At 61.3% G+C, this 20873-nt stretch carries 24 protein-coding genes; 9 read left to right on the top strand and 15 right to left on the bottom strand.

Annotation, left to right across the window (positions count from 1 at the left end; translation table 11 throughout):
* Window positions 1-376: 376 nt before the first annotated feature.
* Window positions 377-844, bottom strand: coding sequence for an Lrp/AsnC family transcriptional regulator (locus X735_RS139780; RefSeq protein WP_023813591.1), 468 nt, complete (start codon window positions 842-844; stop codon window positions 377-379).
* Between the two features lie 138 nt (window positions 845-982).
* Here X735_RS139780 and hppD point away from each other — a divergent pair, with 138 nt between their 5' ends.
* From hppD to X735_RS139795, 3 genes are all read left to right on the top strand, one after another.
* Complete coding sequence (gene hppD, locus X735_RS139785) at window positions 983-2095, top strand: 4-hydroxyphenylpyruvate dioxygenase (RefSeq protein WP_023813590.1); 1113 nt, start codon at window positions 983-985, stop codon at window positions 2093-2095.
* Between the two features lie 68 nt (window positions 2096-2163).
* Window positions 2164-2388: a type II toxin-antitoxin system prevent-host-death family antitoxin gene (locus tag X735_RS139790; RefSeq protein WP_023813589.1), complete on the top strand. Its 225-nt coding sequence runs from the start codon at window positions 2164-2166 to the stop codon at window positions 2386-2388.
* Window positions 2385-2762 carry a type II toxin-antitoxin system VapC family toxin gene (locus tag X735_RS139795; RefSeq protein WP_023813588.1) on the top strand — a complete coding sequence of 126 codons (378 nt, stop codon included), beginning with the start codon at window positions 2385-2387 and terminating at the stop codon, window positions 2760-2762. Before X735_RS139790 ends, X735_RS139795 begins: the two co-directional genes overlap by 4 nt.
* Before the next feature lie 18 nt (window positions 2763-2780).
* On the opposite strand, the gene X735_RS139800 is transcribed toward X735_RS139795, so the two are convergent.
* The 5 genes from X735_RS139800 to hmgA are packed head-to-tail and all read right to left on the bottom strand — an operon-like array spanning window position 2781 to window position 6836.
* On the bottom strand, window positions 2781-3317 hold the full coding sequence (locus tag X735_RS139800; RefSeq protein ID WP_023813587.1) for a DinB family protein: 537 nt from the start codon (window positions 3315-3317) through the stop codon (window positions 2781-2783).
* 4 nt (window positions 3318-3321) lie between these two features.
* On the bottom strand, window positions 3322-3609 hold the full coding sequence (locus tag X735_RS139805) for a hypothetical protein (RefSeq protein ID WP_023813586.1): 288 nt from the start codon (window positions 3607-3609) through the stop codon (window positions 3322-3324).
* 4 nt (window positions 3610-3613) lie between these two features.
* A complete protein-coding gene (locus X735_RS139810) occupies window positions 3614-4627 on the bottom strand; it encodes a fumarylacetoacetate hydrolase family protein (RefSeq protein ID WP_023813585.1) in 1014 nt (337 codons plus the stop codon).
* On the bottom strand, window positions 4624-5511 hold the full coding sequence (locus tag X735_RS139815; RefSeq protein WP_023813584.1) for an MBL fold metallo-hydrolase: 888 nt from the start codon (window positions 5509-5511) through the stop codon (window positions 4624-4626). Before X735_RS139815 ends, X735_RS139810 begins: the two co-directional genes overlap by 4 nt.
* Before the next feature lie 11 nt (window positions 5512-5522).
* Entirely contained in the window at window positions 5523-6836 is a 1314-nt protein-coding gene (gene hmgA, locus X735_RS139820; protein ID WP_023813583.1) for a homogentisate 1,2-dioxygenase, read from the bottom strand.
* Window positions 6837-6923: 87 nt separating this feature from the next.
* Between hmgA and X735_RS139825 the strand changes: the two genes are divergently transcribed.
* Together X735_RS139825 and X735_RS139830 are read left to right on the top strand one after the other, a co-directional pair.
* Window positions 6924-7472 carry a MarR family transcriptional regulator gene (locus X735_RS139825; protein WP_023813582.1) on the top strand — a complete coding sequence of 183 codons (549 nt, stop codon included), beginning with the start codon at window positions 6924-6926 and terminating at the stop codon, window positions 7470-7472.
* A 75-nt stretch (window positions 7473-7547) separates the two neighbouring features.
* Window positions 7548-8054: a DUF2380 domain-containing protein gene (locus X735_RS139830; RefSeq protein ID WP_023813581.1), complete on the top strand. Its 507-nt coding sequence runs from the start codon at window positions 7548-7550 to the stop codon at window positions 8052-8054.
* A gap of 8 nt (window positions 8055-8062) precedes the next feature.
* Here X735_RS139830 and tdh read toward each other — a convergent pair whose 3' ends face one another.
* Window positions 8063-9097 carry an L-threonine 3-dehydrogenase gene (gene tdh, locus X735_RS139835; protein ID WP_013533376.1) on the bottom strand — a complete coding sequence of 345 codons (1035 nt, stop codon included), beginning with the start codon at window positions 9095-9097 and terminating at the stop codon, window positions 8063-8065.
* 52 nt (window positions 9098-9149) lie between these two features.
* Window positions 9150-10337, bottom strand: coding sequence for a glycine C-acetyltransferase (locus tag X735_RS139840; RefSeq protein ID WP_023813580.1), 1188 nt, complete (start codon window positions 10335-10337; stop codon window positions 9150-9152).
* A gap of 330 nt (window positions 10338-10667) precedes the next feature.
* Between X735_RS139840 and X735_RS139845 the strand changes: the two genes are divergently transcribed.
* Both X735_RS139845 and X735_RS139850 read left to right on the top strand, forming a co-directional pair.
* Window positions 10668-12734, top strand: coding sequence for an EAL domain-containing protein (locus X735_RS139845; protein WP_023813579.1), 2067 nt, complete (start codon window positions 10668-10670; stop codon window positions 12732-12734).
* A gap of 74 nt (window positions 12735-12808) precedes the next feature.
* Window positions 12809-13549 carry a polysaccharide deacetylase family protein gene (locus X735_RS139850; protein ID WP_023813578.1) on the top strand — a complete coding sequence of 247 codons (741 nt, stop codon included), beginning with the start codon at window positions 12809-12811 and terminating at the stop codon, window positions 13547-13549.
* Here the strand turns inward: X735_RS139850 and X735_RS139855 are convergent.
* From X735_RS139855 to X735_RS139865, 3 genes are all read right to left on the bottom strand, one after another.
* Entirely contained in the window at window positions 13537-13986 is a 450-nt protein-coding gene (locus X735_RS139855; RefSeq protein ID WP_023813577.1) for a type II toxin-antitoxin system VapC family toxin, read from the bottom strand. The two genes, X735_RS139850 and X735_RS139855, sit on opposite strands and share 13 nt — an antisense overlap.
* 8 nt (window positions 13987-13994) lie before the next feature.
* Window positions 13995-14237: a type II toxin-antitoxin system Phd/YefM family antitoxin gene (locus tag X735_RS139860; RefSeq protein ID WP_023813576.1), complete on the bottom strand. Its 243-nt coding sequence runs from the start codon at window positions 14235-14237 to the stop codon at window positions 13995-13997.
* Window positions 14238-14314: 77 nt separating this feature from the next.
* Complete coding sequence (locus X735_RS139865) at window positions 14315-14740, bottom strand: MarR family winged helix-turn-helix transcriptional regulator (protein WP_023813575.1); 426 nt, start codon at window positions 14738-14740, stop codon at window positions 14315-14317.
* Between the two features lie 115 nt (window positions 14741-14855).
* Between X735_RS139865 and X735_RS139870 the strand changes: the two genes are divergently transcribed.
* The gene (locus X735_RS139870; RefSeq protein WP_023813574.1) at window positions 14856-15263 is read left to right on the top strand and encodes a hypothetical protein; all 408 of its coding nucleotides are present in this window, start codon (window positions 14856-14858) and stop codon (window positions 15261-15263) included.
* A 144-nt stretch (window positions 15264-15407) separates the two neighbouring features.
* Here X735_RS139870 and X735_RS139875 read toward each other — a convergent pair whose 3' ends face one another.
* Window positions 15408-17453 carry an NADH:flavin oxidoreductase gene (locus X735_RS139875; protein ID WP_023813573.1) on the bottom strand — a complete coding sequence of 682 codons (2046 nt, stop codon included), beginning with the start codon at window positions 17451-17453 and terminating at the stop codon, window positions 15408-15410.
* 101 nt (window positions 17454-17554) lie between these two features.
* Here X735_RS139875 and queF point away from each other — a divergent pair, with 101 nt between their 5' ends.
* Window positions 17555-18016 carry a preQ(1) synthase gene (gene queF / locus X735_RS139880; protein ID WP_010915503.1) on the top strand — a complete coding sequence of 154 codons (462 nt, stop codon included), beginning with the start codon at window positions 17555-17557 and terminating at the stop codon, window positions 18014-18016.
* A 9-nt stretch (window positions 18017-18025) separates the two neighbouring features.
* Here the strand turns inward: queF and X735_RS139885 are convergent, their stop codons facing one another.
* The 3 genes from X735_RS139885 to X735_RS139895 all read right to left on the bottom strand — a co-directional run bounded on the left by X735_RS139885 (window position 18026) and on the right by X735_RS139895 (window position 20855).
* On the bottom strand, window positions 18026-18625 hold the full coding sequence (locus tag X735_RS139885; protein ID WP_023813572.1) for a hypothetical protein: 600 nt from the start codon (window positions 18623-18625) through the stop codon (window positions 18026-18028).
* 4 nt (window positions 18626-18629) lie between these two features.
* A complete protein-coding gene (locus X735_RS139890; RefSeq protein WP_023813571.1) occupies window positions 18630-19109 on the bottom strand; it encodes a DUF3828 domain-containing protein in 480 nt (159 codons plus the stop codon).
* Between the two features lie 96 nt (window positions 19110-19205).
* On the bottom strand, window positions 19206-20855 hold the full coding sequence (locus tag X735_RS139895) for an ABC transporter substrate-binding protein (RefSeq protein ID WP_023813570.1): 1650 nt from the start codon (window positions 20853-20855) through the stop codon (window positions 19206-19208).
* Between the last annotated feature and the right edge of the window lie 18 nt (window positions 20856-20873).

Genomic DNA, 20873 nt, shown 5'->3' with positions numbered 1-20873 from the left:
GAGGGCCGCGTCGCCTTGTGCGGCTACATCCTGCGCCTCTCCAAGGCATTTGGAGGGAAAGCCGTGGCCTTCACCCCCACCGGCAAGGACGGCGTCTTCCAAGCCTTCTTCAGACATCAGAAAATAGAAACAGTCGACCTCAACCTCTGCAGACGATAAGTGACAAAACTGTTCGCGATGTCCTCGCACACCTGTTCGCGATGTCTCCGGTCCAAACAGGGGGGAGATCGGCAGCTTCGCCGCCAAAGCTCTTCCTGCAACGTTGGCGATTGGCGAAGGGATTCGCGACATCCAATCTCCCCCCTTGCGGGGGAGATGTCCGGCAGGACAGAGGGGGGTGCTGCCCCTCCGACGTATCAACTGGAATCCGTTCTGCCTAAATCGGTAACGCACCCGTCTCCTTCAGCGTTTCCAGCACGATCGCCGTCTTCACATGCTGCACGGATTCGTGCGGCAAGAGCACGCCGTTGACGAATTCCGACAGCGACTTCAAATCGGGCGTCACCACTTTCAATATATAATCCATCTCGCCGGTCAGCGCGTGCGCTTCCTGCACCTCGGGCAGCCGCGCCACCAGTTCACCGAAGCGCCGCGCATTGTCGTGATTGTGCGTGGCGAGTGTGACCGAGATGACGTTGACCAGCGAAAAACCGAGTTTGTCGCGGTCGAGCACCGCCCGATAGCCCTTGATAAAGCCATCCTCCTCGAGCCGCTGGCGGCGGCGCGAGCATTGCGACGCCGACAGGTTCACCCGCTCCGAAAGATCGTTGTTGGTCAGCCGCGCATCGCCCTGCAAAAGCGCCATTATCTTGCGGTCGAACTGATCAATCCGCGTCTCATCCATGGCTTTTTCTCTTATCATGCACGCTTCACGCATGACATCATCATTTCAAGCGTTTGAATGCAAGCACCGTGCGCCTCCTCCGCGTTATGATCGTGTCAAATGGCCTTTTCAGGCCAGGCCAGCTTTCGGAGGAATATGATGGGTCCCTTCCCGCACGACGCCCCGCCCGCCAAGATCAGCAAGGACAACCCGGCCGGCACCGACGGCTTCGAGTTTGTCGAATTCGCGCATACGGAGCCGCGGAAGCTCCCCGAATTGTTCAGCCGCATGGGCTATGTCGCGGTGGCCAAGCACCGCACCAAGGACATCACGGTCTGGCGCCAGGGCGACATCAACTATGTCGTCAATGCCGAGCCTGGCTCGCACGCGATGAAGTTCGTCGACAGGCATGGGCCTTGTGCTGCCTCGATGGCCTGGCGGGTTGTCGATGCCAAGCACGCTTTCGATCACGCCGTTGCCAAGGGCGCCACGCCTTACGAAGGCGCCGACAAGGCGCTCGACGTGCCGGCAATCGTCGGCATTGGCGGCTCGCTGCTCTATTTCATCGAGACCTATGGCAAGAAGGGTTCGGCGTATGATGCCGAGTTCGAGTGGCTGGGCGAGCGCGACCCGCGGCCGCAAGGCGTCGGCTTCTACTATCTCGATCACCTGACCCACAATGTCTACCGCGGCCAGATGGACACATGGTGGGATTTCTACCGCAATCTGTTCGGCTTCAAGCAGATCCATTTCTTCGACATCGACGGCAAGATCACCGGCCTGGTCAGCCGCGCCATCACCTCGCCCTGCGGCAAGATCCGCATTCCGCTCAACGAGTCCAAGGACGAGACCAGCCAGATCGCCGAATACCTGAAGAAGTACAATGGCGAGGGCATCCAGCACATCGCTGTCGGCACCGACGAGATCTACGCCGCCACCGACAGGTTGGCCGAGAACGGCCTGAAGTTCATGCCCGGCCCTCCGGAGACCTACTACGACATGTCGTATGACCGCGTGAATGGCCATGACGAACCGATCGAGCGGATGAAGAAGCACGGTATCCTGATCGACGGCGAAGGCGTCGTCGACGGCGGCACGACCAAGATCCTGCTGCAGATCTTTTCGAAGACCGTGATCGGCCCGATCTTTTTCGAGTTCATCCAGCGCAAGGGCGACGAAGGTTTTGGCGAGGGCAACTTCCGCGCGCTGTTCGAATCCATCGAGCAGGACCAGATCAAGCGCGGGGTGATCAAGGTTCAGGCTGCGGAGTAGTAGATTCGAACCGGGCTTCTTGCGGCGCGACCAATTATGACCTAAATTATGGTCATAAGGATCGCGCTATGAATGTTTCCATCGCCGAGGCCAAGGCCAAATTGTCGGAACTCGTCAGCCGCGCGGAAGCCGGCGAGGAGATCGTTCTCACACGCCACGGCAAGGTGGCCGCGCGCATCGTACCGCCGGCAGCGGCCGAACCACTGCCGCGTATTGGCGCCTTGAAGGGCAAGATTTGGATTGCGGACGATTTTGATGAACTCGGTCCCGAATGGGACGAGTACGTGAAATGACGGTCGGCCCGTTTCTCGCCGACACGCATATCATCCTGTGGTCGATTTCAGACGATCCACGTCTCAGCCAGCACCACCGCGCTATCTTGGCTTCGGAAGCGGTGGTGTTCGCGAGCGCGGCAAGCGTCTGGGAAATTGCCATCAAACGCTCAATCGGAAAACTCAACGCGCCGGACGATCTGCCAACGCTGCTTCCCAGAATGCAATTTCAGCCACTTGCCGTCACTTTGCAGCATGCGAACGCCGTCAGCAGCCTACCCCACCATCATGGTGATCCATTCGACAGACTGCTGATCGCGCAGGCGCAAGTAGAGAACCTGACCATCTTGACATCCGACCCGCATTTCGCCCGTTACGGTGTCGCTGTGGCATGATCGGCCAAGCAATTGGTCTCACAAACCCAGCCGCTCAACCTCCACTTGTCTCAGCTTCAAATCATAATCGAGCAAGAACTCGTCCAATTGCGGCGGCTTGACCGACGTGCCCGAAAGCATTGCGTGCACCTGGCCGCGGTGATGGATGTCGTGCAGAAAGACATGGGCGAGGATATCGCCGATGCGCTCGGGGATCATGCCGTCCTCGCGCCGGTCGGTGATGACGCGGCGATCGAGATCGTCGGCCGACAGCCTATCGCAAAAGGCGATCAGCCGCCGGTCGGCTGCGACCTGCGCGGCAAACAACGCCGCCGGCTCGTCGAGGGGCACGAAGTCGTCATGGGCGGCAGCACCGAGACCACCCTCTTCGAGAAAATCGAGATAGAGAAGATCGACCGCAAGGATGTGGTTGAGCGTTGCCTTGATCGACGGAAAGAAGCTGGTGCGTTCGGCCTCGAACTCACCGGGCTGGAGGGACAGCACCGCGCGGTAGAGCCGGTCGTTCGACCACAGATTGTTGCCGGCCATACGGCGCAGATGGTCGAGCAGGTTCACGAGATCATCCCCCTGCCCGCACCAGATGCAAGCCTGCCCCCATGATCGCGAATCCGGCAAGAACGATCAGCAGCAGCCCGTTCATGCGCCGACGCATGGCTTGCGTCTCCTCATCCCGCGCGACTTTCATGTTGGTGATGGTGTGGAACATCATCGCCTTGCGCGGAAAGCCGCCGCGGTTGGTCAGGTCAGGCGAGCGCGCCTCGATGCGGTAACTCAGCCGGATCGCCTGGATGAAGACCGCCAGTATAGCGAGTGCCCAGACACCGGCCAGCAGATAGACCCCGGTCATGCCCTTACCTCTCGTATTTCTCGACCTTCTGCTCGATGGCGCCGAATATCGAATGCCCGGTCTTGTTCTTCATCTCGATGCGCACCGTGTCGCCGAAGCGCAGGAACGGCGTTTTGGGTTCGCCTGACACAATGGTCTCGATCATGCGCAATTCGGCGATGCAGGAATAGCCGGCGCCGCCGGCCGAGACAGGCTTGCCCGGCCCGCCGTCGAGCTTGTTGGAGACGGTGCCGGAACCGATGATCGTGCCGGCGGCTAATGGCCGTGTCCTTGCCGCGTGAACGATCAGCGCCGGAAAGTCGAAGGTCATGTCGACACCGGCATTGGCGCGGCCGAACGGCTTGCCGTTGAGATCGGCAAGCAGCGGCAGGCTGACCTTGCCGCCGTCCCAGGCGTCACCCAGTTCGTCCGGCGTCACCGCGACCGGCGAAAACGCCGAGGACGGCTTTGACTGGAAAAAACCAAACCCCTTCGCCAGTTCCGGTCCGGTGAGCGCGCGCAGCGTGACGTCATTGACCAGCATGACCAGCCGGATCGCAGCGCGCGCTTCTTCGAGAGTGGCGCCCATCGGCACGTCGTCGACAATGACGGCGACCTCGCCCTCCATGTCGATGCCGAAGCCTTCGTCAGCCATGCGGATCGGGTCACGTGGCGGAATGAAGGCGTCCGAGCCGCCCTGGTAGATCAGCGGGTCGGTCCAGAAGCTCGCCGGCATCTCGGCGCCGCGCGCTTTGCGCACCAGCTCGACATGGTTCACGTAAGCCGAGCCGTCGGCCCATTGATAGGCGCGCGGCAGCGGCGAGTGGGCGTCATGCTCGTGGAAGCGCTCCGCCGGCATCGCATTGTTCTCAAGCGATTCCGCTATTGTCGCGAGATGCGGGGCGATGCGGCGCCAGTCGTCGAGCGCCGCCTGCAGCGTGCGCACCAGGAACGAGGCGTCGGTGAAGCGTGTCAGGTCGCGCGAGACGACGACGAGTTTTCCGTCGCGCGTCCCGTCCTTCAATGTGGCAAGCTTCATGCGATTTCCTCTCCTTGTGCAGCTTTCCCGCTGCTTAAGCCCACAACAAGGCCGTCGCGGGCGATCGTCAAGTCGCCAGCCCATGTTTTCCTGACAGCGGCAGTCCAGTCGGCCTCGCCGATCCCGGGATCGTCGGCTGGAATGAGGTGATTGAGCACCAGTCTCTTCACCCCGGCATCGCTGGCGATGCTGCCGGCCTCTTCGGCAAAGCTGTGGCTGGCAAGCAGATGCTCTTTCAGCCGCGCGCCATTGCCGGTCCTGGCCACCAGCCGCTCGATGCCTTCCTCCAGCATGGCTTCATGGACGAGGATATCCGCACTCCGGGCGAATTCGGTGAGCGGCGGAAAGAAGGCCGTGTCAGCGGAGAACACCACGCTTTTCCCGCCGTGTTCGAAGCGCAGGGCAAAACAGTCGGTCACCGGCGGATGCTCGACGCGCAGCGCCGAAACCGTCAAGCCGCCCTGCTCGAGCACCTGGCCTTCGCCGAATTCGACGATCGAAACCAGGTCTCGAATATCCGGCCGGCCCTCGTCGACGACGCGGATTTCGATGTCGAAGTCCATCGCCTGGCAAAAGCGCTGCCAATAATGATCCGTGCCGGGCGGACCGAACACGTGGACCGGCGCCGCCAGACCCGCCGTCCAGGCGGTGTGGATCAGCGGCCCCAGTTCCAGCACATGGTCGGAGTGCAGATGCGTGATGAAGATCAGGTCGAGCGATTTCAGGCTGATGCCGGCATCGACGAGACCCCGCGTGACGCCAAGGCCGCAATCGACGACGATGCAGCGGCCGCCCATCTGCAGCAGCGACGAGCTCGGCCATGGACCACCCGGCCGCAATGCCGGGCCACCCTTCGAGCCCAAAATCACCAACCGATCCGGCATTGGCTCGGTGCTCAAGACCAGTCGCCCTCGGGCGTGCCGTTGAAACGCTTCTTCAGATCCGCCCAGCAGTCGATGTAATTGTCCTGCCGGGTTTCGAGTTCGGCGCCGTAGCGGGTCAGCATCTGCGGAAATCGGGTTTCGAACATGAACGCCATGGTGTTGTCGAGCTTGACCGGTTTCAGGTCCGCGCGCGAGGCCTTTTCGAAGCCAGGCGCATCCGGCCCATGGGCCAGCATCAGATTGTGCAGACTGATGCCGCCGGGCACAAAGCCTTCTTCCTTGGCGTCGTACTGGCCGTGGATCAGGCCCATGAACTCGCTCATGATGTTACGGTGATACCAGGGCGGCCGGAACGTATCCTCGGCCACCAGCCAGCGCGGCGGGAAGATGACGAAGTCGATATTGGCGGTGCCCTCCTCGCCGCTCGGCGCGGTCAGCACCGTGAAGATCGATGGGTCGGGATGGTCGAACAGCAGCGCTCCGACCGGCGAAAAGGTCGCCAGATCATATTTGTATGGCGCGTAATTGCCGTGCCAGGCAACGACGTCCAGCGGCGAATGGCCGATCTCGGTGACATGGAAATTGCCGCACCATTTCACCGTCAGCCGACACGGCGTTTCCTTCTCCTCGAACCAGGCACAAGGCGTCTTGAAATCGCGTGGGTTGGCAAGGCAGTTGGCGCCGATCGGGCCGCGGTCGGGCAGCGTCAACTTGGCGCCGTAGTTCTCGCAGACGTAGCCGCGGACTTCCTTGTCGACCAGCTCGACCTTGAAGACCAGACCGCGTGGCAGCACCGCGATCTCGCCGGGCCGCAGCTCGATGACGCCCATCTCGGTGACGAAGCGCAAGGCGCCGACCTGCGGCACGACCAGCAACTCGCCGTCGGCGTTGAAGAAATGATCGTCGACCATCGAACGGTTGGCGACGTAGACATGCGCTGCCATGCCTGTTTGCCCGAGCACGTCGCCTGATGTGGTGATGCTGCGCATGCCCTTGATAAAATCGGTCGGCTCCTTCGGCATCGGCACCGGATTCCAGCGATACTGGCCAAGCGCCAGTTCATGATCGCCGACATTGGGAGCGGTCTTCCACAAGGGATAGCTGGCCGCCTTGAAACGCCCAGTGTGCTTGACGCTCGGTCGGATGCGATACAGCCAGGAGCGCTCATTGGTGCCGCGCGGCGCGGTGAAGGGCGAGCCCGAAAGCTGCTCGGCGTAAAGACCGTAGGCCGGCCGCTGCGGCGAATTCCGTCCTTGCGGCAGCGAACCGGGCAGCGTCTCGGTTTCGAAGTCGTTGCCGAAGCCCGGCATATAGGAAAAGGCCATTGCTTCCTCCCGAAATGGATATCCATTGACCAAACTGGTTTCATTTGTAACCATTGAAAATGTAACCATCAATGGCGGCTTTGAAAAATGGTGATCAAGAGCGAAGCGTCCGACGCGCCTGAAATTCTCAATCTGGAAAATTTCCTGCCCTACCGGCTCCACCGGCTTGCCGAGGCCGTCAGCCGGGAATTCTCGAGGATATACAAGGATCGTCACGGCCTCACGCGTCCCGAATGGCGCACGCTGGCCGGGCTCGGACAGCGTGGCACGATGACGGCGACGGCGTTGGGCGAACAGTCGGCCATGCACAAGACAAAGGTTTCGCGCGCTGTCGCCGAACTCGAACGGCGTCGCTGGCTGACGCGAAAACCGGACGAAAAAGACCGCCGTATCGAACATCTGACGCTGACCGGAACGGGGCTTGCCGCCTATCGCGAGATGGTGCCGCTGGCGAAGGCGTTCGAACGGGATTTGCTGGCAAGATTAAGTGCTGAAGAGCGCGCGGCGATCACCAGCGGACTGGCTGCATTGGAGACCAATGCCTGGTCCCTAGCTAGTCCAAGATCAAGCCAATCACTCTGGACGACGGAGTTCGAGCGAGACTGCGTGGGAGCTCCCACCACAGCCAAAGCATAGCATTGCCTTCGATTTGATCGTGATTTGCGTTGTCAGGCCGCGTATAATGCCCATCACACCGACGGGAGGACTACGATGAGCATTCGCACATTAAGTGTCCTGGTGACGCTGCTTGTAGGCACCTGCACATTTGCGCAGGCCCAGCAGACAAAGCCGATGTCGATCGAAGTGTTCCCTTTCGAATTGGAGGATAAGAGCGCCGGGGCGGGAATAATTCCCCCGGATGAATATGACAGGCGCTATCTGTCGGAATCGGCACAAGTTGCGAGGGACATGCTCTCCCAGTCTGGGCGTTTTACAGTAATTGATGTGCCGGCGAGGGATACACAGGCTGCTGCGCCGCACGGATTGCGCAACTGCGCTGGTTGTGAAGGCCCGATTGCCAAGGAGCACGGCGCGTCGCTTGCCTTGCTTGGCGTCGTAACGCGCGTCAACCGAACAGAACATACTATGTTCATTCGCATCCTTGACGCCGAAACCGGGAGACATGTTTCGGAGGGGTTTACCGATCTTCGCATGGGTGCGAACCACGCGTGGCCCCGCTCCGTGAAATGGCTGATGAAAAACAGAATCCTGCGGTAGGGCGGCATCTACCAGTCCATCACCACCTTGCCGGAACTGCCGCTGCGCATCGCATCGAAGCCGGCTTGAAAGTCGTCGATGCCGATGCGGTGCGTGATGAGGCCGGAGACATCCAACGGGCCCTGCACAAGCGCGATCATCTTGTACCAGGTTTCGAACATCTCGCGGCCATAGATGCCCTTGAGATGCAGCATCTTGAAGATGACCTTGTTCCAGTCGATCTCGAAGCCGGTCGGCGCGATGCCCAGAATGGCGATCTTGCCGCCATTGTTCATGGTGTCGATCATATCGCGGAAAGCGGGGGCAGCGCCCGACATTTCGAGGCCGACGTCGAACCCCTCGGTCATGCCGAGCACCGGCATGACGTCGCGCAGCTTTTCCTTCGAGGCGTCGACGACATGCTGGACGCCGAGTTTCTTGGCCAGCGCCAGCCGCACCGGGTTGATGTCGGTGATGACCACTTTGCGCGCGCCGACGCATTGCGCGACGAGCGCGCCCATGATGCCGATCGGCCCGGCGCCGGTGACAAGCACATCCTCGCCGACCAGATCGAAGGACAGTGCCGTGTGGACGGCGTTGCCCAGGGGATCGAAGATGGCGGCGATCTCGTCCGGCACATCGTCGGGGATCGGCACGACATTGTGCTGCGGGATTGCCAGATACTCGCCGAAAGCGCCGGGACGGTTGACGCCGACGCCGAGCGTGTTGCGGCACAGATGCCCCCTGCCCGCGCGACAGTTGCGGCAATGACCGCAGACGATGTGGCCTTCGCCCGACACGCGCTGGCCAACCTTGTATTCGGTGACCGCGGCGCCGAAATCGGCAACGGTGCCGACGAATTCATGGCCGGTCACCATCGGCACCGGCACCGTCTTTTGCGCCCACTGGTCCCAATTGTAGATATGCACGTCGGTGCCGCAGATCGCCGTCTTCTTGATCTTGATCAGCACGTCGTTGGGACCGATCTCCGGTACCGGCACCTCTTCCATCCAGATGCCCGGTTCGGCCTTGGCCTTCACCAGCGCCTTCATCATGTTCGACATGCTTTTGTCCCTTGAATCTCTTGATCCGGAATCGCTTTTCGATTCCGGCCTTTCAGGAAATGACCCCGAGTTCGCGCCCGACGGCGGCAAACGCTTCCACTGCCCGATCGATATCCGCGCTGGAATGGGCCGCCGACATCTGCGTGCGGATGCGGGCTTGCCCTTTCGGCACCACCGGGAAGGAAAAGCCGATGACGTAGATGCCGCGCTTCAGCATGCGCGCCGCCATCTCCTGCGCCAGGCTGGCATCACCCAGCATCACCGGAATGATCGGATGATCGGCTCCGGCCAGCGTGAAGCCGAGTTTGCCCATCTGCGACCGGAAGCGCGCCGCATTGTCGTAGAGTTTGTCGCGCAGCCCATCGCCGTCTTTGATCAACTCGAACACTTTGATCGAAGCGCCGGCGATCGCCGGCATCAGCGTGTTGGAGAAGAGATAGGGCCGTGAGCGCTGGCGCAGCCAGTCGACCACCTGCCTCTTGCCCGAGGTGTAACCGCCGGACGCGCCGCCGAGTGCCTTGCCGAGCGTCCCGGTGATGATATCGACCCTGCCCTCGACGCCGCAATGCTCGGCCGAGCCGCGGCCGTTCTGGCCGACGAAGCCGACGGCATGGCTGTCGTCGACCATCACCATGGCGTCGTATTTCTCGGCGAGGTCGCAGACACCCCTGAGATTGGCGATGATGCCATCCATCGAAAACACGCCGTCGGTGGCGATCAACCGGAAGCGGCAGTCCCGGGCTTCTTTCAGTCGCGCCTCGAGATCGGCCATATCGTTGTTGGCGTAGCGGAAACGTTTGGCCTTCGACAGCCGCACGCCATCGATGATCGAGGCATGATTCAAGGCATCCGAGATAATGGCGTCTTCCTCGCCCAGCAGCGGCTCGAACAGGCCGCCATTGGCATCGAAACAGGAGCCGTAGAGGATGGTGTCTTCCATGCCGAGGAAACAGGAAATCGTGGATTCGAGCTGCTTGTGCTCTTCCTGCGTACCGCAGATAAAGCGCACCGATGCCATGCCGTAGCCATAGCGGTCGAGCGCCTGGCTGGCCGCCGCACGCAAATCGGCGCTGTCGGCGAGGCCGAGATAGTTGTTGGCACAGAAATTCAGCACCTTGTCGCCGCCGACCTCGATCTCGGCCGACTGCGTCGAAGTGATCACCCGCTCCGACTTGTAGAGGCCTGCCGATTTGAGCTCCGCGAGCTCGCTGTCGATGTGGGAGAGGAATGCTGCGGTCATGGTCGGCCTCGTTTGATGTGGGCTGACTGTCGTCTCGTCCGCGCGAAAAATCCATCGCAAAAACGACCGACCGGTGGCAAGCAGCACGATGCGGTCCCGGTGTCGATCATCATGCGGCCCAGGAACGACACCACGACAAAGGGTTCTGGCCGACGACCGCTCAAATGCCGGTATGGCGCTAAACGAGCCGATAACCATTTCGCGATCTTTCGACAGCTGCCCCTTGCCGGGCAGCCGTCGATTTCCGGTCCTGTTAACGTTTGCAGTTCAATGGTGCTCATACAAGAATCTTTTGGCAACAATCCGTAGGCGAGAGGGCCGCCCCCGAAAATGTCGCAGCAGCCGGTGCAAACCGTTTCAGGCAAGCTCATACTGCTGATCAAGGCTGGCTATTGGCTGGCCCTGCTGATCATTGCGGCCATGGTGATAGCCTCCTTCATCCTGCTGCAGCAGATGATGGCCACCCAGCAGCACAACCACACCTTGCTCGACATCGTCAGCACGCAAAAGACGCTGTCGCAGCGCATCGTCTTCCTTGCCAGCGCAACGGGTGCCGGTTCACGCGACAAGCAACCGGCGCTGGTCAGCGCGCTCAAGCAGGCAACGGCGGAGTTCGAGACGAACTATGATCTGCTGCTCGATCAGACGGGAGCCGATCCGCAATCGCCGGCCAAGCTTGACCCGAAGTCGATCGAAAGCGTGCTTTTCGCCAAGCCCTTCCACCTCGACTATTTCTCGGTCGGGCTGATCGCCAATGGCGACCGCCTGATCTCGGCCTATGAATCGCAATTCAGCGGCAATGGCGGTTACAAGGGCGGCGGCGAACGCGTCAATCTCGACGCCTCTGTCGCCAATGCGACCTTGTCGGGCTATGCCGCGCTTGGCCAGCGCATCACTGCCGACGCCGACGACCGCTCCGAGAAGCTGCTCGCTCTCCACCGCACGCTGTTCTACGCCACAATCGGCGTCATCATACTGGTGGCGCTGTTCATCTTCAGGCCGATGTCGAACGCCATCCTGCGCAAGACACATGAATTGATCGACGCGCGCAATTCCATGGCCTTCATCGCGGTGCATGACGGCCTCACTGGCCTGCACAACCGCACGTTCCTGACCGATCATTTCGACACGCTGATCAAGGGCACGCACCGGCGTCGCGAACGCCTTGCCGTCGTCCAGCTCGATCTCGACCGATTCAAGCAGATCAACGATACGCTCGGCCACGCCGCCGGCGACTATGTGCTGGTCGTCACGGCACAGCGCATGCGCGATTCCTGCCGGGCGTCGGATCTGTGCGTGCGCCTGGGCGGCGACGAGTTCGTCATGATCCTCGGCGGCGCCGGCGGCACCGAAGACATCAATATGCTGGCGCGGCGCATCCTGGCACACATCAACGAGCCGATCGTCTTCCAGGGCACGACCATTCTCCCAGGCGCCAGCGCCGGCATCGCGGTCTATCCGATCGACGCCGACAATGCTGGGGATTTGCTGGTCCACGCCGATCTGGCGCTTTACTCCGCCAAGAAGCTTGGCGGCGGCAACTTCTCCTTCTTCTCCGAGGAGCTGCGCCGCGAACTCGACTATCGCAAGCAGCTCGAGCACGACATCAAGGTCGCCATCGCGGAGCGGGCGTTCCAGGTCTATTTCCAGCCGCAGGTCTCGCTGACCAACGGCACGATCAGCGGCATCGAGGCGCTGGTGCGCTGGAACCATGCGGAGCGCGGCATGATCCCGCCCGGCGAGTTCATTCCGGTCGCCGAGAAATGCGGCTTCATGCCCGAGATCGGCCGCATCGTCATCACCAAGGCGATCAACGAGGCGGCCGAATGGAATCGCGCCGGCATTGCCTTCGGACGGCTTGCCGTCAATGTTTCCGGCACCGAGCTGCGCGAGCACGATTTCGATGCGTTCTTGTTCGAGACGCTGGAAAAGGCGGGGCTGCCGCCGCAGAAACTGTCGCTGGAAATCGTCGAATCCGTCATCCTCGACGACGAAAAGACAGGCATCGCGGCCAAGCTGCGGCACATCCGGGCAGCCGGCGTCCATCTTGAACTCGATGATTTCGGCACCGGCTATGCTTCGCTCAGCCATGTCAACCCGAACGAGATCGACCGGCTGAAGATCGATCGCCGCTTCGTCCAGAACATCCATGAGAATGGCGACAACTCGAAGATCGTCCGCGCCATCACCGAGCTGGCGCGTGGCCTTGGCATCTCGATCGTCGCAGAGGGCGCCGAAACCGAGGCCGAGCTCAATTCGCTGATGGCGATCGGCTGCGACCAGGTGCAGGGCTACTCCATCGCCTTCCCGATGCCGCACGACAAGGCGCTGGAATGGCTGACCGCCCGCATGCCCAAGAAGGCCAAGCTGACGGTGCTGCAAGGAAGCCTGGCATAGGTACGGCCGGGCTGCCTTGACAACCGTGTGTGAAGATGGCGGCTTTGTCGGATCGCAACCGGGTATCGGGGCCGATGACACCGTTTCGGTTTGTCCTGGCGGCGCTTTTGATTTTTGCGGTCCCCGCCCAAGGGGCCGATCGCATAATCTATCTTACCTTCGACGATGGGCCGCTGAACGGCACAAGCAACATCCTCGATGTGCTGGAAGCCGAACAGGTTCCGGCGACAATGTTCATGGTCGGCATGCATGCGCAGGCGAGCGCCGCCAACAGAGCGCTCGTCCAGCGCGCCAGGCAGCTTCCCCTGGTGACGCTCGGCAACCACAGCTACAGCCATGCCTACAATCACTACCGGCATTTCTACGGCAACACCGAGGGTGTCGTCGCCGACATGGTAAGGGCGAATGCGGTGCTCGGCTTGAAGCCCGTGGTGCATGCAAGACTGCCGGGGCGCGACGTGTTCAGGCTGCCCTCCATGTCGAAGAACGACACTTCGCTTGGCCTCGCCCAGGAGGGGCGTGAAGAGCCCGATTACGAGTTTGTCGCGGCCTCAGGCTTCTATCTCTACGGCTGGGACCATGAATGGGTCCACAAGGACAATGGCGAGCCGGTGCAGAGCGTCGATCATCTGGTCAGCGAGATCGATCACCTGTTCGGCTATGGCCGCTTCGTCAAACCCGGCAAGCTGATCCTGCTGATGCATGACGAGATGTTCCAGAACGCGTTCGACGGCAAGACGAAGCTGACCAATTTGATCGCCGCGCTGAAGCTGCGCCATTACACTTTTGGGACAATCCAGGGCTACGACGACTGAGCCGGCAAAGACGGCAAGCTCTTCAGCGGATTGAGCATTGGCACACCAAGTGGCGCGAAATGACGCTCGTTGTCCGTCAGTATCGTTAAACCATGGACCTCGGCTGTGGCAGCAATCGCTATGTCTTCAAATCCAGGCCGGTGCGCCCTCGCCCGATCCAGGATTAGTCCCGCAGCATGCGCGGCGCGCAAATCGAAGGGAAGCACTCTTTCTCCATAAAGGTGCTGAACCGCTTGCCACCAGCCGCGCAGCGAGTTCGCCTTTGTTGTCGCACCCTCACGTTCGGCCTTCGCTATTCCAGCGGCAACTTCGGATGCGGTGACAACGGACAGGAACAGATGGTTGCTCGCCTGGTCGAGCCAAGTCGCCAATGCATGCCGATCCGCTTTCTTGGACGGCGCCATTGCCGAGATGATATTGGTATCCAGCAGAAACATCGACCGCGTTACAACGCAACCTTGCGAGCCGGTTTGCGGGAACGAGGCGGAATATCGCCAAGGTCACCAGGGAAGGCCGCCAACAATTGTCCAAAACTTGGCACGCGCGAAAGCCTTTCATAGTCTTCGAAAGACAGAATGACAGCCTGCTTGCGCCCGTGACGGGTGATGACGGCAGGCGTCCCGGCGACGGCTTGATCGACCACCGCTGAAAGTGTTGCCTTGGCATCCTTCAACTGAATCTCGCGCATAGCTTGCTCCAAAATGACTAGAGTGGTCATATAGCAGAGCAACTCGGATCAAACAAGGCCTGTCGATCCCACCAAGATCATCCCACATTCGCCCGCAACACGGCCAGCACCTGCGCGAACTCCGCCAGCCGCTCGTCGGACAGTCCGACCCGCAGCCGCTTGTCAAAGGAAAGCGCGGCCTTACGCAATGTCTCGAACATCGCTTCTCCGGCCGCGGTCAGTTCGACCAGATGAACCCGGCGGTTGATGGGATCACGGCGGCGCGTCAGCAGGCCCTGCGCCTCCATCGCGTTGAGATGGTGGGTCAACGTCGCGCCTTGGATGCCGATCATGCCGGCGAGTTCACGCTGATTGGCAAGCTTGCTCGACTTGACCGACAGCAGCGTGAGCCAGACCGGCAGCGTGCCACCGGCCTCGACCAGGGCAGCGTCGAAGGCCTGGGCAACCAGCTTGGCGGTTCGTCCGAGATTCATGCCGACTGGCGGGCGTTCGAAGGGTGTCATTGCAGGACACTAGACGGTGTCATGCACGGATGGAACTGGCGCGACTTATACATTGACATCTAACCATTTGATATCTAATTACCGAGAGATGGCGGGCTAAAGAGGAAATCCGGTTATGCAATATGTCTACATCGTCGTTATCGGCCTTCATGTCATGGCAGGTGTATTCTGGGCGGGTACGACGATCGCGGTCGGCCGTGACCCGGACATCCGGGCGGAACGGTTCTTCCGGCCGCAAATGGGCGCTGCCAGTCTGGTTTTCCTGACCGGCATACTGCTCTGGTATTTCTTTCACGAGGGCGTTTTCGGCTCGATGGAGAAGGTGCTGGCGCTGGGCATCGTGACGGCCCTGATCGCCGCCGGCGTGCAAGGCGCGCTGGTGGGCTCAGCCAGCAGGCAGCTTGCCGGTGCCGATGCGGCAACGGAAAGCCAGTTGCGTGCGAAGATGACAAGAGGCGAGCGCATCGCAGGGGGGCTGCTGGTGCTGACCGTGCTGTGCATGGCCACGGCCAGAATGTTTTGAGCGCCGCCCACGCAGCACAAGCTCACAGAATCGTACGTTGTCTGGCGACGAGCCAATGACGTGCGGGCGCGCGGCCAGACCGAAGTATACGGGCTCTCGTACGCAGGTCCGACCGCGCGCCACCGATCCTCGCAATAGCTAATTTCAGATACGCAAGCCGAACCTGATGCCGTCATAGATGGCGGCGTGGATGTTGCGCGAGGCGACCGCGTCGCCGATGCGGAACAGCACGAAGCCGCCTTCTGGATTGCGCTTGGGAAAGATGTCGCCACCACTCACCAGCCGTTCGTAGTCGACCGCACCGCCATTCTTCGACAGAGGCTTTAGCGATAGGTAGAGATCATCGAGCGGCAGCGTACCGTGCTCGACCACCACCTGGTCGACCCTGCGCTCGCCGCGCCAGCCATCGGCGAAATCCGAAGCCAGCTCTGCGATCAGTTGATTGCCCTCGCGCCGCACCGAACGCAGCCGCGTGTTGATGGTGATGGTGACGCCCTTTTCCTGAAAGGCCCTGATATAGGGCACATGGTTCATGCCGCCCATTTCCGGGGCAAAGAAACGCTCCGGCGATACAAGCTCGAGTTTCGAGCCGGCATTGGCGATCAGTTCGGCGGCGCCCATGCCCTGATGGCCGCCATTGTCGTCATAGAGCAGCACATTTTCGGCCGGCTTGACGCTGCTGGCCATGATGTCCCAACTCGAGGTGACAAGGTTGTCGCCGGCCGTCAGCGGCGGGTTCTGCGGCAGGCCGCCGGTAGCGACCACCACCACATCGGGCGACAGCGCCAGGACATCGTCTTTTTCCGCCCAAGTGTCGTAGCGGATCTCGACGCCGAGCCGGTCGAGTTCAGCCAGCCGCCAGTCGATGATACCGATCAGTTCCTTGCGGCGCGGGTTCTGCGTCGCCAATCGCACCTGGCCGCCGGCCTGGCTCGATGCTTCAAGCACCATCACCTTGTGGCCGCGCTCGGCCGCGACCCGCGCAACCTCCAGCCCGCCGGCGCCGGCTCCGACGACCACGATTTTCTGCTTCGGTCCTTCGGTCTTGACGATGATATGCGGGATTTCGGCCTCGCGGCCGGTCGCGGCATTGTGGACGCAAAGCGCTTCGCCGCCCTCATAGATGCGGTCGAGACAATAGGTGGCGCCCACGCACGGGCGGATCTCATGCTCGCGCCCCTCCATCACCTTTTTGATGATGTGCGGATCGGCGATATGGGCGCGGGTCATGCCGACCATGTCGAGCTTGCCGGTGGCGATGGCGTGGCGTGCGGTGGCCACGTCGGATATGCGCGCCGCGTGGAAGGTCGGGAATTTCGTCGCCGCCCTCACCTCTCCGGCGAAATCAAGATGCGGCGAAGAGCGCATGCCGGTTACCGGGATGACCTTGGTCAGCGCCGCATCGCTCTCGATCGAGCCACGAATGATGTTGAGGAAATCGACCTTGCCGGAGCCCGCCAGCCGCCTGGCGATTTCGATCCCCTCCGCCTTCGACAGGCCTTTTTCGAAATCTTCGTCGGCGACCATGCGGATGCCGACGACGAATTTGTCGCCGACAGCTGCCCGCACGGCATCGAGCACCATGTTGGTGAAGCGCAGGCGATTGTCCAGCGAGCCGCCGAATTCGTCGTCGCGATGATTGGTGGCCGGCGACCAGAAGCCGTCCATCAGATGGCCGTAGGATTCGAACTCGATGCCGTCGAGGCCGGCGGCCTCGCAGCGCTGGGCGGCTGAAGCATAGTCGGCGACGATGCGCTCGATGTCCCAGTCCTCGATCGTCTTCGGGAATGCGCGATGCGCCGGCTCACGCACCGGCGAGGCCGAGAGCACCGGCAGCCAGTCGGCCTTGTTCCAGCCGGTACGGCGGCCGAGATGGGTGATCTGGATCATCACCTTGCAGTCGTGCTCGTGGCAGGCGTCGGCGAGCTCGGCCAGCCACGGCACGATCCTGTCGTCATAGACATGCAGATTGCCGAAGGCGGCCGGGCTGTCGCGCGAGACGATCGCCGAGCCGGCGGTCATGGTCAGCGCCATGCCGCCCTTGGCCTTCTCTGCATGGTAGAGCCGGTAGCGCTGTTTCGGCATGCCGTCCTCGGAATAGGCCGGCTCATGGCTGGTCGACATGACCCGGTTCTTCAGCGTCAAATGTTTGAGCTGGTAGGGCTGGAGAAGCGGATCGTTGCTGGTCATCGTCTTCCTGCGGTTTCAAATTGTGCTAATGAGCGGCAAAATTCGTTTTCAAGCATGTCGTCCCGCACGCACTCCGGGCGCATGCGACAAGGATTGCGCCCATGATCGACACCAAAACTCTCACCCAGCTCGGCGCGCACGTCGAGACGCCACAAAGCCCCGAAGCAGCGGTCCTGGAGACCGTACCGTTTTCGCGTGGTGACGGACCGCCGGCGATCGTGCGCTTCACCTGTCCGGAATTCACCTCGCTGTGCCCCGTCACCGGCCAGCCGGACTTCGCCCATATCGTCATCGACTACGCACCCGATGCGGCTCTGGTGGAATCGAAGTCGCTCAAGCTGTTCATGACCTCGTTTCGCAACCATGGCGCCTTCCATGAAGACTGCACCGTCATGATCGGCCGCCGCATCGTGGCGGCAACCAAGCCGCTGTGGTTGCGCATAGGCGGCTATTGGTATCCACGCGGCGGCATTCCGATCGATGTGTTCTGGCAAACGGGCGCTCCGCCCGAAGGCGCCTGGCTGCCCGACACCGGGGTGGCGCCCTATCGCGGGCGGGGTTGAGCTCGCCCATCATTCGCACTGATATTGGCTGAGTGCCCATTCGCCGGTCACCGACAGCAGGTCCGATATCTTCCAGTCGCCGTCGACCCTCTTGAATTTCCATTCCAGCCGGTGCGGGTTGCCCGATATGACGAAGGCGACGATGACCTTGGCCTGGTCGCCGTTGATCGCCTCGAGCGTCTTCAGGCTCTTGTCGATCTCGGCCTTGTCGTAATCGGCATTATCGAGCGCCATGTTGGGGTCGAGGCACTCGCCCTGCCCGGATTTGCGCAAGGCGTCGCTCTTGTCGAGCACGGTTTTGGCCGGGTCGATGAAATGGCTTCGCTCGGCTGGATCGATCTCCAGCCCGACCTGATCGTAAAACGGCCGCACCACAGCGGTCGGCGAGCCCGGCTGGATCGGTGCGGCCGGCGCGGCTTCGGCTGGCGACCATCCAACAGGCGGCGTTGCCGGTTCCACTCCGGTTCCGGGTGCATTTGCGGGCGGAGCCCCGCTGTCGCCCGGCGCGGCGTCAGCCGGCGGCGCACCCAACAGGCCTTGCGCGGCGGCGCCGCTCAGAGCCGCCAGCAGACACACACCCGACAGGGCCAGCAACCGGCGATGGGCCATCGCTTCACTCCGGCGTCTGGCCGGCCATGCATTCCAGCGCACTGAGCGTCCAGTCGCTGGTCTTGGAAGCGATGTCCGATATCTTCCACTTGCCGTCGATCTTCTTGAGCGACCAGAGCATTTCACGTTTGGAATCATCGCCCTCGGAGAACAGGCTGAAGGATACCGTGACCTGTGCGTTATCGCCATCCAGCTTCTCAGACAGTTTCAGCGTTTTCGAGACGGTTTTCTGATCGAAATCCTGGGCGTCGAGACCAGGATCGAAATCGATGCAGGCGACCTGGTCCGGGTTCTTCTTCGTTGCCTGGTCGTTCAACTCGAACAGTTTCGTCACCGGTTCGGTGAACCGGTCCCGATATTGTTCGTCGGCCTCGAACTTGACCGCCGGGACATAGAAGAACTTCACCGCATCGGACGCCGGTCCGGCGACGGCGGCGGCCGGCAGGGCTATCGAAAGGGCGGCAACGAGCACTGTCAGTCTCATGCAGAATCTCCGGCTTTTGATGGCTTGAGCCTATCAATACCACGTATCCTGCATATCGGCTTTTTTGCGGCTCATGAAGTCCTGCAGCGCCTTGTTTCAGCCGTCCAGCCAGACGTTCTGAAGGTCCATCTCGAATGTCTGGTGGACACCATAGTTCTTCACCTTCTTGTTCTGGTGGCTGTAGAGCTTCTGCCAGAACGGCTGAATAATGACGCCCGAATCCTGCAGGATCTGCTCGACATCCTTCATGACCTCGCGTCGTTTCTCCACGTCGATGAGCGATAGCGCCTGCTTGAGCTTGGCGTCGAAATCGGGGTTGGAATATGCCGATTCATTCCAGGCCTCGCCGGTGCGATAGCCGAGCGCCAGCACCTGGACGCCAAGCGGGCGCATGTACCAGATCGTCATCGAATAGGGATATTTCGTCCAGTCGTTCCAGAAGGTCGAACCCGGCAGCACCGTGCGCTTCACCTTGATCCCGGCATCGCGCAGCTGGCCGGCAATGGCGTCGCCGGTATTCTTCTGCCAATCGTCCTCGATGGTGATCAGCTCATGCTCGAAGTCAGCCTGTCCGGCTTCCGCCATCAGCTTCTTGGCGCCGGCGGCGTCGCGTGTCTTCTTGGGCAGCGGATAGTATTCCGGATGGATCGGGGCAACGTGGTGGTTTTCACCAGGGGTGCCTCGCCCGGCGTAACCAAGTTGGAGGACCGCATTGTTGTCGACGGCCATTTGCAGGGCGTTGCGCACCCGCTTGTCGTCATAGGGCTTGTGGGTAATGTTGGTGCGCGCAACCAGCGTCGTCGCCGTCGCCACCTCCGATTTCACCAGATCCATCTTGTCGAGAATGTCGATGAAGTCGGCGGGCGACTCGAAATTGAGGTCGATCTCACCCGATTCGAACGCGTTAACGGTGGCGTTGAAATCGGTGCCGTAGTCGATGAACTCGACGCTGTCGAGCGGCGCTTCACCACCCCACCATTTGCCATTCTCACGACGCTTGACGACCGCCTTCTGGCCGACATCGTAGGAGACCAGTTCGAACGGTCCCGTGCCGATCGGCTTCTTGATCGGATCGGCACCATCGGCATCGAAGCTGCGATGGACGACGAGCGCCGGATAGTCGGTGAAATTCGGGATCAGTGAAATGTCTGGTTCGCTTAGCTTCAGCTTGACCGTGTTGTCGTCGACCTTGGTGATCGCACCATCCCTGGCCTTGCCGGTCTTTGTGTCGATCAGCGCGCCGACACGGGCGGCCATGGAATTGCCGGCGACATTCTTCTCGCACCAGCGCGTCAGATTGTGAGCGACGTCATCGGCGTTGAAGGCATCGCCGTTGTTCCATGTGATGCCCTTGCGCACATGCAGCACATATTCGGTGGCGTCGTCATTGATATCCCAGCTTTCGAGCAGAACCGGCTCGAAGGTGAACTGCCTGGTATAGCGGACAAGCGGCTCCAGCCAGCAACGCGAAATGTTCGCCAGTTCCACCCAGTCGTAAGTGCGCGGATCCTTCTGTCCCTTCACCGACATCGAGACGCGCAGCGTTCCGCCTTTCTTCGGCTCTTCGGCCAAGGCCCGATCCGGCACGGCAAGACCGATCATGCCATAGGCAAGCGCCGTCGATGCGCCGAAGGCGCTTGCCAGCGCCAGGAACTCGCGCCGGTCGACACGACCCGCGCGTGCTTCGACCGCCATTGCCTCGATAGCGCTCGGCACGCGATCGCCACTGCTTCTGAAGAATGCCATTTTTTCCTCCCGTCTGGT

It is taken from the genome of Mesorhizobium sp. L2C084A000, from assembly GCF_000502875.1.
GTDB lineage: Bacteria > Pseudomonadota > Alphaproteobacteria > Rhizobiales > Rhizobiaceae > Mesorhizobium.
This window is presented reverse-complemented; position numbering and strand designations above follow the sequence as displayed.